Source organism: Pseudomonas sp. HP_14 (assembly GCF_055283875.1).
Map to the genome: position 1 here is coordinate 403099 of NZ_JBTOQI010000001.1, position 15053 is coordinate 418151.

General features: G+C 58.4%; 10 protein-coding genes. All 10 read left to right on the forward strand.

The features are described 5' to 3' along the window. Nucleotides 1-2: 2 nt before the first annotated feature. The 10 genes from ACYASS_RS01735 to ACYASS_RS01780 all read left to right on the forward strand — a co-directional run bounded on the left by ACYASS_RS01735 (nucleotide 3) and on the right by ACYASS_RS01780 (nucleotide 14907). Nucleotides 3-3140 carry a virulence factor SrfB gene (locus ACYASS_RS01735; protein ID WP_463584810.1) on the forward strand — a complete coding sequence of 1046 codons (3138 nt, stop codon included), beginning with the start codon at nucleotides 3-5 and terminating at the stop codon, nucleotides 3138-3140. After that, a complete protein-coding gene (locus ACYASS_RS01740; protein ID WP_463584811.1) occupies nucleotides 3137-5839 on the forward strand; it encodes a putative virulence factor in 2703 nt (900 codons plus the stop codon). The genes ACYASS_RS01735 and ACYASS_RS01740 overlap by 4 nt, the downstream gene beginning before the upstream one ends. 3 nt (nucleotides 5840-5842) lie before the next feature. Then, nucleotides 5843-6874 (forward strand): hypothetical protein, encoded by a 1032-nt coding sequence (locus ACYASS_RS01745; RefSeq protein WP_463584812.1) that lies wholly within the window; start codon nucleotides 5843-5845, stop codon nucleotides 6872-6874. Beyond that, nucleotides 6871-8865, forward strand: a complete 1995-nt coding sequence (locus ACYASS_RS01750) for a vWA domain-containing protein (protein ID WP_463584813.1) — start codon at nucleotides 6871-6873, stop codon at nucleotides 8863-8865. The genes ACYASS_RS01745 and ACYASS_RS01750 overlap by 4 nt, the downstream gene beginning before the upstream one ends. 1 nt (nucleotide 8866) lies before the next feature. Next, nucleotides 8867-9559 carry an ABC transporter ATP-binding protein gene (locus ACYASS_RS01755; RefSeq protein WP_463584814.1) on the forward strand — a complete coding sequence of 231 codons (693 nt, stop codon included), beginning with the start codon at nucleotides 8867-8869 and terminating at the stop codon, nucleotides 9557-9559. Next, nucleotides 9543-10766, forward strand: a complete 1224-nt coding sequence (locus tag ACYASS_RS01760; RefSeq protein ID WP_463584815.1) for an ABC transporter permease — start codon at nucleotides 9543-9545, stop codon at nucleotides 10764-10766. The genes ACYASS_RS01755 and ACYASS_RS01760 overlap by 17 nt, the downstream gene beginning before the upstream one ends. 85 nt (nucleotides 10767-10851) lie before the next feature. Next, nucleotides 10852-12297 (forward strand): SUMF1/EgtB/PvdO family nonheme iron enzyme, encoded by a 1446-nt coding sequence (locus ACYASS_RS01765; protein WP_463584893.1) that lies wholly within the window; start codon nucleotides 10852-10854, stop codon nucleotides 12295-12297. Between the two features lie 33 nt (nucleotides 12298-12330). After that, nucleotides 12331-13071 (forward strand): hypothetical protein, encoded by a 741-nt coding sequence (locus ACYASS_RS01770; RefSeq protein WP_463584816.1) that lies wholly within the window; start codon nucleotides 12331-12333, stop codon nucleotides 13069-13071. A 7-nt stretch (nucleotides 13072-13078) separates the two neighbouring features. Then, complete coding sequence (locus tag ACYASS_RS01775; RefSeq protein WP_463584817.1) at nucleotides 13079-13579, forward strand: hypothetical protein; 501 nt, start codon at nucleotides 13079-13081, stop codon at nucleotides 13577-13579. 50 nt (nucleotides 13580-13629) lie between these two features. After that, a complete protein-coding gene (locus ACYASS_RS01780) occupies nucleotides 13630-14907 on the forward strand; it encodes a vWA domain-containing protein (RefSeq protein WP_463584818.1) in 1278 nt (425 codons plus the stop codon). Nucleotides 14908-15053 lie beyond the last annotated feature (146 nt).

The following is a 15053-nucleotide window of genomic DNA, read 5'->3' on the forward strand; positions in this document are numbered from 1 at the left end:
CCATGCTGCCAGAACTCACGCAATTCGAAGATACCGTTCACCTGATCAATGACAGCGGACTCCAGTTCATGGACTTCGCCGTCAAGCTTGATTTGCGTAACGAACCCGCCGGGCGCTTTGCCAGGATGGGCAATACGCTCATCGCCCGTCTGTTGCAGAATCAGGAAACCAAACAATATTTCCACTTGGGCCCGGTCGGCACTGCCAACCAGTCTGGCGAGCGGCTGATTCAGTCGCAGACTCAGGAACGGCTGATCAGCGAAGTCGATGACGAAGACCTGACGCTGAGCATGCAGGCGAGCCTCAAGCTGCTGGACGGCCTATGGCTGCCCGCGCCATTCTTTCGCTTCCTGCCGCCCGAGCGCTATGACGAAGGCCCGACCAACTGGGCGCGAGTTCGCCTGATTGAACTCGAACAGCCGGATATTGATGGCAATACCCACCGCCTTACACTGGTGTTCGACACACGCTCGATGGCGTCGGCAGCGGGCATGCAGTATCTGGCCCCTACACGTGACGACATCAATGCGGGCTCGTCTTTCCGCCTGGCCTGTCACGCACGCCAGAGCCGTTGGTTCCTGGACCAGAAATGGGTGCAGGACTGGCTGACGGAAATCTATCGCGAGGGCAATAAGCATCGCCCCAGCGAAGACATTGATGAAGAGCTGGTTGAGCAGCGGCACATCGGCCACTACCTGAACTTGCTGAGCCTGCTGGCCAAACCGATTCCGGAACAGCGCAGCAGCGAGCCAGCACGTATTGAAGTGCCTGAAATCAAGCTGACCGCCAACGGTGTGGATTCCATTGATCCGCCGATCCCGGTGGACTTGGTACTGGACGTTGGCAACTCACGCACCTGCGGTATTTTGATCGAAAACCACGGGCAATCCGGCGATGGGATGAAGCACAACTACATCCTGCAAATCCGCGATCTGGTGCGACCAGAGCGGGTTTACAATCAGCCGTTTGAAAGCCGCATCGAGTTCGCGCAGGCATCGTTCGGCAAAGAAAACTTCTCGGTCCAGAGCGGTCGTCATGACGCCTTCCAGTGGCCGACGATTGCCCGGGTTGGCGTCGAAGCCGGGCGCCTGTCTGGCCGCCGTCGTGGCACCGAAGGCTCCACAGGATTGTCGAGTCCCAAGCGCTATCTTTGGGATGAAAACGCCTACACCCACGGTTGGCGCTTTAACAATTCCTATGTGCAGACCGACAGCGAGCCAAAGGCAACCGCTGCACCGTTTTCGCACAAAATCACCAAGCTCGGGCAGGCGTTCTACAAGCTCAAGAACGAAGATGACCGCCTGCCTGCGTTTTCTCCGCAATACTCGCGCAGCTCGCTGATGACCTTCATGCTTGCCGAGGTGTTGACGCAAACGCTTTCGCAAATCAACAGCCCGGCGCAACGTACTCGCATGGGACACACCCAGCGGCCACGCCAGTTGTCCAGCATCACCCTCACCGTGCCACCGGGCATGCCGCAAGTTGAACGCAGCCTTCTCAATGATCGCTTGCTGCAAGCGCTGGCGTTGGTCTGGAAATGCATGGGCTGGCACGACGGCGACCTCGACCCAAGCAAAGCCAAGGGCCTTAACTCGCCGGTGCCTGCACCTCGCGTGCCCCTGCCGCGAATTAAAGTCGAATGGGACGAAGCCACCTGCGGGCAACTGGTTTATCTGTATACCGAAATTCGTGAGAACTTTGCCGGCCACGCTCAAGAGTTTTTTGACACGTTGGCCCGTCCGGACAAGGCCGACCGCGAGCGTATTACCCTGGCCAGCATCGACATCGGCGGCGGTACGACAGACCTGGTAATCACTGATTACTCGCTGGAGCGCGGGGCCGAAAATGCCAGCGGCAGCAACGTCTCGATCATCCCTGAACAACGCTTCCGTGACAGCTTCAAGGTCGCCGGTGACGACATCCTGCTGGACATCATCCAGCGCTTTGTATTGCCGGGTCTGGAACTGGCGCTGAAAGAGTTTGGCGTGGTTTCGCCACGCTCGCTGCTGTCAAAGCTGTGCGGCGATGAAAGTACCAGCGCCCAGGACGCAATCTTGCGCCAGCAACTGAACCTGCAAGTCTTCGTGCCGCTGGGCCTGCGCCTGCTCAAAGACTACGAAGCCTACGACCCGGAACTGCCAAGCCCCGTGCACCACTACACCTTCGCCGAGTTGCTGGAAAAAGACGCCATCAGCGAGCGCATCCACGAATACGTCGCGGGCGGCGTACGTCGTATCGATGGCGGTCGCGATGGCTTCGACTTGCGCAACGTCACGCTGCGCATTGATCTGCCCGCCATTCACCAGGCGTTCCTCAAGGGCCAGATCAACCTGAGCAAGATTCTTGATGCCTTGTGTGAAGTGGTGTTCCAGTACCCTTGCGACGCATTGCTGCTGACGGGGCGGCCATCACGCCTGCCGGGCGTACAAGCCTACATCCGTCGCAAGGTGCCGCTGCCACCGGGACGTATCGTCCCCATGAACGGTTATCGCACCGGCGGCTGGTACCCGTTCCATCGCAATGGTCAGATCGACGACCCGAAAAGTACTGCCGCCGTCGGGGCGATGCTGTGCCTGCTTAGCGAGCAGCGTAAAGTCTCGAACTTTTACTTCAGCGTCGGGCGCCTCAAGCCCTACTCGACCATGCGCCATATCGGCAAACTGGACGAAAACAATCTGGTTATTGACCACGACATGCTTTACAGCGACGTGATTAAAACCGACGCGAAAGGCAACGAATTCCTGCAACTGCACGAACCACAACTGGACGGCCCGCAACTGCGGGTACTGGGCAAGACCCGTCTTGGCTACCGCCAGTTGAATGCCGAACGCTGGGTTGCGGCGCCGCTGTATCTGATTGAGCTCACCGAGCGCGGTACGCGCAAACTCGTGGGTAAACCAACCACTGACGGCAAGGAAGCCTGCCTCTTATTGCGTTTTCGCGTAGAGAACGCCGATGCCGACCGCGGCGACGCCGAGATCATCGCCGAGACGCTGGTCATTGATGACAACATCGCCAGCAACGTTCAGGACCAATCCTTCGACCGCAAAGACGTGAGGCTGCAGCTCTACACCATGTTGAGTGCTGAAGGCGGTGCCTCCAACTATTGGCTCGACAGCGGGAGCGTGAGTCCGAAATGACTACTCTGAGCACTGAACAGATGCAACTCGCCCACGCCTGGACCTCTGTCCATAAAGGCGCAGGTCTGGCCCTGGACTGGGTGGCCGAAGTGGCCGAGAACAGCGAAGAAGTAGCGACCAAGGCTCACGCCTTGAACCGCGATTTGTATCGCGCTCGCAACCTGGCGCGCAGCCTTGGGCGTGTGTCTACCACCCCTATGGGCATTGGGTTTTTCGGCCTGTCCCAGGCGGGTAAGAGCTACCTGATTTCGGCATTGGCCGCAGACGGCAAAGGCCAGTTACTGACTCAGTTCGGGCCTCAGCAACTGGATTTCATCAAACACATCAACCCGGTCGGCGGCGGCAAAGAAGCCACCGGGCTGGTCACCCGCTTCACCCGTCGGGCACTGCCGAGTACGGATCCACTGTTCCCGGTGGAGCTGCGTTTGTTCCGGGAAGTGGAGATTGCGATTGTCCTCGCCAACGCATGGTTTGAAGACTTCGACCATCAAAAGCTCAATAGCCAGATCACTGATGCGCAGATAGACGCGGTGCTGCACCGCCTTGAAGAAAACGCAACAGCCGCGCCCTCGCCCGGCGTGGGCAGCGACGACGTGGTGCTGCTGTGGGACTACCTGGAGCATAACTACCCCAACGCCGTTCGGCCGTTGAGCGCGCGGTATTGGCCACAGGTGATCAAGCTGGCTCCGCGACTTTCGATTCGCGAACGCGCCCAGTTGTTCTCCTTGCTGTGGGGCGGCGTCGGCAAAATGACCGAAACCTACGAGCAACTGGCGACTGCCCTGCACCGCCTTGGTCTGGCGGAAACGGTTTACGCACCGCTCAGCTCGCTGGTCAGTGAGCGCGACGGACAGATGATCCAGACCAACAGCATCATCAACGTCGATATCCTCAGCCGTCTGGGCGGCATTGGCGACAGCCCGCTGGAAGTCCGCCCGTTCATTGACGGCAGCTTGCGGCCCGCTGTCTCAGTGGGCAGAGCAGAACTGGCGGCATTGACCAACGAGCTGATTTTTCGACTGGACAACGAACCGGCCAACGCCATCGTCAATAGCGTCGACCTGCTGGACTTCCCGGGCTACCGCAGCCGCCAGAAGCTGATGAGCATCGATGAAGCCAGTGAGGTGGACAGCAACGGCGCCACTAATAACCCGGTCGCCAAACTGTTGCTGCGCGGCAAAGTGGCTTACCTGTTCGAGCGCTACACCAACGAACAGGAAATGAATGCGCTGGTGATGTGTACCAGCACCTTCAAGCAGAGCGAAGTGGTCAGCGTTGGCCCAGTGCTCAAGAGCTGGATTGACAAGACCCAGGGCACCAGTGCCCAGCAACGGGATGCACGGGCCAGCGGTCTGATCTGGGCCCTGACCATGTGCGACGGCTTTATCGGCAGCGCGCTCAACGGTGAGATCGTGCAGTTCCCTGAAGCCTGCGACAACATGCTCAAACTGACCATGATCGAGCGCTTCGGTAACGAAGAGTGGATGAAGCAATGGGGCAGCACCCCGTTCAGAAACACTTATCTGGTGCGCAAGCCACGCTTTAAGACAACCTTCCTCGACCTGGAATCTAACGGCGAAGAACTACGCTTCAACGAGTCCTACGACGACGCCTTGCAAGCTCTGCAAACCGCATTCAGCAGCAGCGAATTGGTCAAACGCCATGTCGCTGATCCGCAGGATGCCTGGCAAGCGATGCTCAAACTCAACGATGGCGGCATGAGCCGCTTCAGCAGTGCCTTCACGCCCGTCGCCAACATCGACTTCAAGCTGCAGCGCATCGAAGAACAACTCGAAGAGTTAATGGTGCAACTGCTACCGCGACTCGAGCAGTACTACGAAGCCGGTGGCGAAGACGAGCGCGCCAAGAAGAAAGTCATTGCCAACCTGATCGTCAAACCGTTTGCCACGACCAAGCATGGCAAATACGTGCTCGGCGAACTGCTCGCTTACATGGCGATACCTGAAGATCAACTGCGCGACCTTTACCTGAGCGGCGACTTCGACAGCCCTTCCGTCGAAAGCAGCGAAGCTGTGCAGAACGTGAGCGAGCCGGAAATTGAATACGACATTTTCGGAGAAGCCATTGTCCAGACAGCTCAGTCAGAAGCGACCGCACCTGCAGCAGTGACCGCACCGCAATATCAAAGCCACGAACATCGGTTCGCACGGGCTGCATTCGATTTGTGGGCAACTCACCTGCGCAACCTGAGCCGTCGCCAGCATCTGCTTGAGCTGCTGGAGCTGCCTGCTGAAGCCATCGCCCTGCTGGTGAAGGAACTGGTGATCTGCGCCGAGCGTCTGGACCTGCCATCCCAGCTCAGCGCAGCCTTGCTCAAGCGTGCCCAGAGCGGTGTGCGCAGAGAGAATCTGGTGCAGCGCCAAGTCCTGACAACGCAACTGCTGCTCAACGACTTCGCCGCCTGGTTTGGCCATACCGCCGATCCTGCCGAGCAGCGTCCTAAAGGATTGCTCGGTGCAAAACAGCCACTTTTCGCCTTCTATCAACAGGAAATGCCAGGTCGCTTCCCGCTTCTGGCAGCGCAGGCCGACGACCAGAGCGTGATCTTCGCTGACGACTGGATCTCCGGCATCGCCATCCATACCCAGAACAACGTTGGCCATCGCAAGGGCAAAGAAATCACGCCCGAGCAAAATGAGGCCATGGGCCGAGCCATCCAGGCCTTCAAAGCGAGATAATTCATGTCCATCACGATCAAACTCTCTCCACTTGCCAACCCGATACCGGGGCACGGTTTTCTTCAGGTACGTGGTTGGGAGCATGATGCTGGCAACCTGGAGTTTGCCTTCCAGCGCAATCAGGATGACTACTATCTGCAACACGACCAGCAATGGGGCAATGCGCCTTGCTGGTTTGCTCAGCATTTCGTGGAAGCTGCCGACGGCGACTCCATCAGCTATCAGGTCGGCCCGGAGATCGTAGATCCGCTGTTGCAGAATTCGGCTACCGGGGTTTTTAACTTCCGCCTGCGTAGCCCTGACGGCAGTGGCGAAGATGAAAACCCGATGAAACTGATGGAGGGCCTGGCGTTGTCGGGTGCGGGCAACGCCACCGGACCAGGCGCCGCGCAAACGACAGTTAGCCTTGCTCCAACGCAAACAGCGCCAGAGACACCGCAGCCAGTCGTCGACTCGGTGAGCGAAGCAGCAGTCGAACCTGCAACGTTAGCGGAGCCCATTGTTGAGCCTGCTCCCGCAGCGTCCACGAAACCGGCCAAAAGCCGCACGGCGTTGTTGGCCGTTGTCATTCTGGCGCTGCTGGCGATTGCCGCTGGCCTGTGGTTCTGGCTCAAGCAACCCGCAGCTCCGACTCCGGTCGTGGCGGCCACGCCTCCTCCTATCGTGGCAGCGCCCGCACCGACAAGTGCTGCGCCGTGCAGCGTTGAAGCATTAAGCACTGAAACCGAATTGAATTTTGTTCAAGGCTGCATCAAGCAATCGCCGGACAGCGCGGCATTGCTCAAAGTCATTGAACTGGCCAAAGCCAACAAGCAATGCGGCGTCGCGCAACGGCTGTATGCCAACCGTGCACAAGCGGGCAATGTCGACGTTGCCTTGGCGTACGCTCGCGAATACGACCCCAAGTATCTGCAAGCCAGTGACTGCTTCACGACCCCTGACAACGCCACCGCAGCCTATTGGTACGAAACCATTCTGGGCTATCAGGCCGATAACGCCGAAGCGGCGCAACGCCTCAAGGAGCTGAAGCCGTGACCTTGCGCCATTTTTCGCTGACGCTCGCAGCCTGTCTGTGCCTGGGTTCAGGTTGGGCGTTAGCCGCTGACAAACCGTTGTTGCAGGACGGCAAGAAAACCCTGTTCCAACGTGTGCTCACCACACCCGGCTGCCATTTGAGCACTGCCGCAGGTGGGCCAGCCGATGCAGCGCAGCCGCCGTTCAGCCGTTTCTATGTTTACGAGCGGGCCAGTGCGGGCAATGCCCAGTGGTTGAAAGTCGGACCTGACAGCTTTGGCAAGACCAGCGGTTGGTTACCCGCAGACTGCACCGTGGACTGGAAAATGCAGTTGACCCTGGCCTTCACCAACCCGGCCAACCGCGACCGACTGATGTTTTTCAAGGAGCGCGAAACCCTCGAAGGCATCCTCGACGCTCCGGATCCGGTCAGCCGGGTTGCCCCATTGCGCGCCAAACTCAAGCAAAACACTACCGCGCCCGGAGTACTGGCTCAGGAGCCGGAATACTTCATTGATATGCAGAAGCAATTCTACTTGCTGCCAGTGCTGAGCGGCGAAGAAGTCATGACCGAAGCCGGCTTTCGGACCCGCATCCTGAATGTCGCGTCAGTCAGCAAAGCTGATGCGGCGGCAGCTGCAGGGCAACCTGGCCAGACTGCCGCAACCCCAGGCCAAGGTCAGGGACAAACCGGAGCAGCTGCGGCCAGCCAACTCAAAGAGTTCAGTGCAGCCGTCGTGTTCGTTATCGACTCAACCATCTCCATGGACCCGTACATCGAGCGCACCCGCGAAGCCATCGCCAAGGTGTACGCGCAGATCGCCAAGGAAAACCTTGATCGCCAGGTGAAATTCGGTCTGGTTGCATTCCGTTCCAGCACCAAAGCCGTACCGGGACTGGAATACGTCACCAAGATGTACGCCGACCCTAATACCGTGAAGGACGGCGCCGACTTTCTGGCAAAAGCCGCTGACCTCAAGCAGGCAAAAGTGTCGAGCAAGAGCTTTGCCGAAGACTCGTATGCAGGTGTGATGCAGGCGATCGACCAGGTTGACTGGAGCCCGTTCGGCGCACGTTATGTCGTGCTGATCACCGACGCTGGCGCTCTGGATGGCGACGACAAGCTGTCCAAAACCGGCCTGAATGCCGAGCAGGTCCGTATCGAAGCCAGTAACCCTGGCGTGGCCATCTACACCTTGCACCTGAAAACCGCTGCCGGGGTGAAGGATCACGCCAAAGCCCAGGCCCAGTACGAAGCGCTGTCCACTTACTCCGGAACAAACACCTCCCTTTACTACCCCGTGGATGCCGGTGACGTGAACGCCTTCGGCAGCAAAGTCGATGCGCTGGCTAACGCTATTACCGGCCAGGTCAAAGCCGCCTACATGGGTGACGACGCCATCGGCAGCGCCATGAACGCCACCGCTGCGCCCGCCGAACAGAAAATGCTCGACGATGCCGCGCTGATCGGCCATGCCATGCGCCTGGCCTATCTGGGCGACAAGACCGGGACCCAGGCTCCCCCGGTGTTTCAGGCGTGGATTGCCGACCGCGACCCGATCAAGCAGAACGTCCCGACCACTGACGTCAGGGTGCTGCTGACCAAGTCGCAACTGAGTGATCTCAGTGACGTGCTGAAGAAGATTCTGGATGCCGCCAACGAAGGGCTGATTTCGCCGAGCGAGATGTTCGAGCGTCTGCGCTCTGTCGCCGCAACGATGGGCACTGACCCTAATCAGCTCAAGCAGAATGGCACGGCCAAGCTGTCCGAACTGGGTGTAATGGGTGAGTACCTGGATGACCTGCCCTACCACAGCGAAGTGTTGAACCTGGATGAGGACACCTGGAAAAGCTGGGATGGCCTGGCGCAGGAAAAATTCATCCGTACGCTGGCGACCAAACTGCGCCACTACCAGGTCTACAACGCAGATGTCGACCGCTGGGTATCACTGGCCGAAGGGAGTGATGCCCGTGACAACGTTTACCCGGTTCCTCTGGAAATGATGCCCTGACATGCTGCAGATCAAAGGACTGAAGGTGCAACGAGGGAGCGGTACACAGGCACACCGGGTGCATCTGCCCGAGTTGACACTGGGGCGCGGTGCGGTGCTGGCGATCACCGGCGAAAGCGGTTGCGGCAAAAGCACACTGCTCGAAGCGCTGGGTCTGCTGCTGGCGCCTGAGCAGGTTGCGCACTACCACTTGGGGAACGCGAACATCGCTGCGCTGCTGGCAGCCGATGATCAATCGGCACTGGCTGAAGTGCGTGCTCGTTCGCTGGGTTTTATTCTGCAGAATGGCGGATTACTGCCATTTCTCAACGTTCGTGACAACATCAGTCTGCCCATGCGTCTTCTCGGTATGGGCGGCGAAAGCGAACATGTCGAACGCGCCATTGCGGCCCTGCACCTGGAGCCGCTGCTGAAAAAGCTGCCTCAGGCCCTGTCCATCGGCGAACGTCAGCGGGTGGCCTGCGTGCGCGCCATTGCCCATCAACCGCTACTGCTTCTGGCCGATGAGCCTACTGCCGCTCTGGACCCCCATAACGCCAGGCAACTGTTTGAACTGCTGCTGGGGCTGGTCGATGAATTGGGGCTGAGTGCGCTGATCGTTTCCCACGACTGGGAATTGGTCAGCAGCTTTGGTCTGGCGCGCCTGAGTGCTGTCTCCCAGCCTGGGGAGACACGCTTTGAAGCATTCAATTGAACGCCTGAAGCTGCTTGTAAGCCTGGCTATTGCTGACCTCTGGCACGACCGAAAAGTCTCGCTATGCATCGCGGCCTCACTGGTTGCAGTGATTGCGCCGCTGTTGCTGCTGTTCGGGCTCAAGCATGGCGTGGTCAGCCAATTGCAGGAGGAACTGTTACGCGACCCGCGCAACCTGGAAATCAAGTTGCTCAGCAGCGGCAACTATGACGGACAGTGGCTGAGTGAACTGCAACGACAACCACAGACCGGCTTCGCATTGGGCCTGACCCGCTCGCTCAACACACAGGCTGACCTGCTGGGTAATCGCGGACGCTTCATAAACAACGTCGAAATCATGCCCACTGCTGGCGGGGACCCGCTGCTCAACACGCCTGCCAGCGCACTGGCGCCTGATCAGGTGATTCTCAGCGCGGCGGCGGCTGAACGGTTGACGCTGAAGGTCGGTGAACCGTTGCGCATGCTTGTGCAACGACGCCTGGACGGGAAACCGGAAAGAGGCGAAACCACGCTGACGCTGGTCGGCATTATCCCTGCTGTCAGCTTCGCCCGGCCAGCCGCATTCGTGCACCCCGATGTGTTGCTGCAACTGGAGCGTTTTCGCGACGGCTACGCGGTCAATGCGCTCGGCGCCACGAGCGGCCAACCGGAAGTCGAATTGGCCCCCCGCTACGCCCGAGCCCGGCTTTACGCCAAAGACATTGACAGCGTCGCACCACTGGAGCGCTGGTTGAATACACAGAATATCGAAACCGCCAGCCGGTTGGCCGACATCGAGAACGTCAAAGCCATCAATCATGTACTGGGGGTGATTTTCGGCGTTATTGCCGGAGCGGCCTTAATGGGCTGCATCGCTTCGCTGGTAGGTGCCTTTCTGGCCAATATTGATCGAAAACGTCGCAGCCTGGCTTTGCTGCGTCTGATGGGGTTCACCAGTCAGGCAGTCGCCGGTTACGTCGTCCTGCAAGCCCTGGTGCTGGCAGGAATTGGCTATATCGGTGGCCTGGCGTTTTACCTCGCCGGCAGCCAGGCCTTCAACCAGTTACTGGGCGGCCAACGCATCACTGGCAGTTTTGTATGCCACATCACCCCTTTGCACGGCCTCGCGGCGCTGGCGCTCGCTCTTGCGATTGCGGCACTGGTTGCGCTTGTCGGTGCCACCCGAGCTATCAGAATCCAACCCGCGGAGAGTCTGCGTGAACTGTAAACACTGGCGCCACCTGCTGTTTGTGCCCCTGACATTGGCGAGCTTTCAGGCATCAGCCGCTTGGGAAGAGAAGTTCTACAACCCAATGCCAGACGCTGACGACGTCGTGCTGCCGATGCCCTGCGACGGTGCCATGGTGTTTCGCAAGGTGTTTATCCCGCTGGCCGGCCCACTGGACGACTACCCCATCAATATTGGCGGTGACAACAACGAATGGGGCTATGTCGAACAGACCCATCCAGCATTCATTGCCGGTAGCTTCACTGCCGAAAAAACCGCCAAGTCGCGTTATTACCTGCTCGCCAAATATGAGATGAGCGACCTGCAATATCGTGCGCTGACACAGGCCGAGTGCCCTACGGCATCGAACAAGCAACGGTTGCCAGCCGTTTCGCTGAGCTGGATGCAGGCAATGGCAGCGGCCGACAAGTACAACCTGTGGTTGCGCCAGAACGCAGCGGACAAGTTGCCCAAAGAAGACGGCGTGGCGGGCTTTGTCCGCTTGCCGACAGAAGTTGAGTGGGAATTTGCTGCACGCGGCGGGCTGAATGTCAGCACCGCGGAGTTCCGCGACCTGCGCTACCCGATGCCGGACGGGTTGAATGCCTATGAATGGTTCGCCGGAGCCCAGTCCTCCAATGGTCAACTGCAACTGACCGGGCTGCTCAAACCCAATCCGCTGGGCTTGCACGACATGCTTGGCAACGTCGATGAGATGATGTTTGAGCCGTTTCGCCTGAACAAACTGGATCGCCAGCATGGCCAGGCTGGAGGCTATGTGGTCCGTGGCGGTGACTATCGGACCGCTCAAGGTGACCTGCGCAGCGCCTTGCGCAAGGAACGCAACTACTACGAAGCCAAAGACGCTGCGACCAGCAAAACCACAGGCGTGAGATTCTCCTTGGTGTCCAGCACGCTCACCTCTCGCGAACGCGTTGCCAGCATCGAAAGCAGCTGGAAAAAACTGGGAACCGGCAACGGCGACACCAGCCAGGACGAAAAAAACACAGCACAGGCACTGGGAACACTGGCCTCTGGCGTCGAAGACGAGGTGTTGAAAGAAAAACTCAAGACCCTGGAAAACCAGTTACGTGCCAGTAACCAGCAGCAGGAAGAAACTCGCGATCAGGCGATCCGCGCGAGTCTCAACCTTGGCGCATTCCTCTGCACCAAGATGCTCGACGACGGCAAATACCTGGACTTCCTGCAGAAGAATTACGAGCTTAATTGCTCGGCAACTGACCAGGACAGCAGTTGCCCGATGCGCAAAGGCAAGCTCGACGAGCAGCGCGATCGACTGCACAAACTCAGCCGTTACTACGCAAGTAGCCTCGTGGACTCCGCAACACTCTACGGCGAGCCGCTGTTGGCCAGGCAAATACCGGTCATGGGCGAAATCATCACGCGCAACGAACAGCTCAAAGAGCTCAAGCCCTACTTGCAGACCCACTGGGTCAATCAGCAGGCATTTCTTAAAACCCAAAAAATCGACACCGATGCCTGGCTCGGCCGCTGCAAAGCAGTCCAGTAACTCGACGTCACGCTTACTTCAAGGAGCTTCAGTATGGAACAAGTACGTAATTATCTGCCCAAGGTCATGCTCGGCCTGCTGCTCTCTGTCAGCCTGGTGTTGGCAGGCTGCGGCACCAACGGTATCGGCAGCAGCATGCTCGATAACTCCAGCACAGCACCCGACCCACGGCTAACCAAAAGCGCCGATGCGTCATTCTTTTCCACCTCCGGCCTCACTGCATGTGCGGGTGCCGCAGGTGTTGGCGTTCTGGCTTGTGCCGTGACCAGCCCTAACGACAAAGTGAAATGCATGGTAGTAGCCGGTATCGCTGCCTGCGGCGTGGCCATGGGTGCCAACTATTACTACGACTACCGTCGCGCCAAGTACTCCGACACCACTCAACGCCTGCAACTGATGAATGACGAAGTGAAAGCGGACACCGAAAAAGTCGCTCAGCGCACTGCCACCCTGCAGCAAGTGATCAACGACGACAAAGAGCGCATCGCAGACATCCAGAAATCGATCAAAAGCAAAACCGTGGATAAAGCCAAGGCACAGCAGGAAATCGCCAGCGTCGACAGCAATCTTGCGCAGATGAAAAAAGACCTGAGCGGCATGCGTGACAAAGTCAACGAATACCAGAAAACCGCCAATCTGGAGCGCGTTAATGGTGGTGGCAAGCAAGTGACCGAGATCGATAACGAAATCACCAAAATGAACACTAAAGTAGCGTCCTTGCAGAAGGAAGTCGACGGTCTGTACAGCCAGCGTCAAGCCATCACTCTGGGTTGAGATGAACATGATTATTCGAGCACTTGTCGTCAGCTCGGGGCTGTTGCTGTTGGGTGGCTGTGCCACTCAACCGGGTAGCTGCGATTCAAACAACGCAGAAGCCAGCCTGATCGCAAAAATGAACTGCGATCACTCGGGCGGCTACAGCGAACAAATCCGCCAGCGGGAACAGTCGCTAACGGACGCCCGCGCAGAAAATGCGGCATTCCACGACGTTTACAACGCCTTGCAAGACCAACAGAAAGTCGCCAGTAAAAGCCTTGCCGAGCAACAGCGGCAGCAGGCCACGCTGGACGCGTCGATGAGCAAGCTACTGGGCCAGCTCAAGACCCGTCATGCCAACAAGACGCAGGTTCAGCAACAGATCGCTGACCTCGAAAAGCAGATGGCCGCCAAAAAGCAGGCCACCGCCAGTACTGATCCGGCGGTTATCGAGGCACGTAAGCAAGAACTGAAAGCCCTGCAGCAAAAAGTTTCTCGGCTGCAACTAAGCCTCGGCTACGAGTAACTCCCTTCCTGGAGGCCCTTCGGGGCCTCGTTTTATTCCGGACCTGTGCCATGCAACGCATCTCCCGCGACGCCACCCCCTATCCATCGGCGCTGTTGCGTGCGTTGGAAAGCAAGGTCGAACTGCTGCACCGTTATTTCCCTCCCAGCGTTGCCAGCCTTTACGCTATCCCGCGTACAGGAGGCGAAGACATAGTGCAGTGGTGGTCGGAGCTCGGAGGTCAACCGCTGCAATACCGTAACCTGAACGCCACGGCACAGCAGGCATTGATCGCACGCTACACCCAACGCCAACAAGCCATCAGACTTCTGGTGGATGAATTGCAGTCGCGCGGTAAAGGCGAGGACGCCCAGGCACTGAGCAGCATGATCGGCGCTCCGGATCTGGATCACCTTTATAGCCTCAACGAAGAGCCCGTCATTATTCGCTGGGGCCTGCCACTTCCTGCAACGCCTGCCGCTCCGGCTCCCGCTGCGCATAAGCAAACGGCCCTGCCCACTGCCAGGCCGCATTCACGACGTTGGTGGTTGCGCATGCCTTTCTGGTTACTCGCGCTGCCTTTACTGTTGTTACTGCTGTGGCTTCTGTGGACCTCGCGCGGCGGATTGTGGCACTTGATCCGTCCGGCTCAGGTAAGCAGCTATGCCTGTGAAGCAGGTGCAACTGCGCCTGATTTCGTGGTTGTACTGGACACATCCGGCTCCATGAATCTGAACATCAATACCTCCGCAGAAGACGAAGCCTGGATGAACAAGATGTCCAGCAAGCTACCGGACAGCAATCCCAGAAAAGCGCGCCTGCTTGCCGAACCCACTCGACTGACGGTTGCCAAACAAGCGTTTGGAGCAATGGTTGACCACCTGCACCCTGACATTGATACCCGCCTGATCACTTTTCAGGGCTGTGAGCGGACAGTTGATCATGGCCTGTTCGCGCCCAATGCCAGGCAACAACTGGTTACCGGGGTTAACCAACTCGACGCAGACGATGGCACACCGTTGACCGCGAGCCTCATCCAGGCCGCAAGCAAGGTCAACGGGCGCTTCAAGGATGCCGTCGTGGTGATGTTTGTCGACGGTGAAGATGGTTGCGACAAGAACGCTTGCGAAGCCTCCGCGCGTATTGCCAGCCAACAGCCGAGATTGCGGGTCAATCTGGTCAACATCAGTGACGGAAATCTGTCCAACTGTATCGCCGAAAACACCGGCGGCCGGGTTTACGCTGCTCGCGATGCCGTCGAAGTACAACGCATGCTGCGTGAGGCAATGGAAGAAGTTGCCGACACGCCAGCGTGTGCAAGTCCCCCTCCAGGCAAAGAGCCCCTCTGATCAATGCAGTTATGCGTGCGAAACAGGTGGCCTTGAAGGTAAGAAGCAGAACAACCTCTTGAAAACTCTCCCCAATCGTCCGACAACACATCAACAGCCACAGTGTGGATGTCAATAATTTGATACTGTGTCATCGGATTTTTGGG

Bases quoted from the DNA above. Each gene is read 5' to 3' on its own strand.
- ACYASS_RS01755 (WP_463584814.1), top strand. From the start codon at position 8,867: ATGCTGCAGATCAAAGGACTGAAGGTGCAACGAGGGAGCGGTACACAG.
- ACYASS_RS01770 (WP_463584816.1), top strand. From the start codon at position 12,331: ATGGAACAAGTACGTAATTATCTGCCCAAGGTCATGCTCGGCCTGCTG.
- ACYASS_RS01775 (WP_463584817.1), top strand. From the start codon at position 13,079: ATGATTATTCGAGCACTTGTCGTCAGCTCGGGGCTGTTGCTGTTGGGT.
- ACYASS_RS01735 (WP_463584810.1), top strand. From the start codon at position 3: ATGCTGCCAGAACTCACGCAATTCGAAGATACCGTTCACCTGATCAAT.
- ACYASS_RS01780 (WP_463584818.1), top strand. From the start codon at position 13,630: ATGCAACGCATCTCCCGCGACGCCACCCCCTATCCATCGGCGCTGTTG.
- ACYASS_RS01740 (WP_463584811.1), top strand. From the start codon at position 3,137: ATGACTACTCTGAGCACTGAACAGATGCAACTCGCCCACGCCTGGACC.
- ACYASS_RS01765 (WP_463584893.1), top strand. From the start codon at position 10,852: ATGCCAGACGCTGACGACGTCGTGCTGCCGATGCCCTGCGACGGTGCC.
- ACYASS_RS01745 (WP_463584812.1), top strand. From the start codon at position 5,843: ATGTCCATCACGATCAAACTCTCTCCACTTGCCAACCCGATACCGGGG.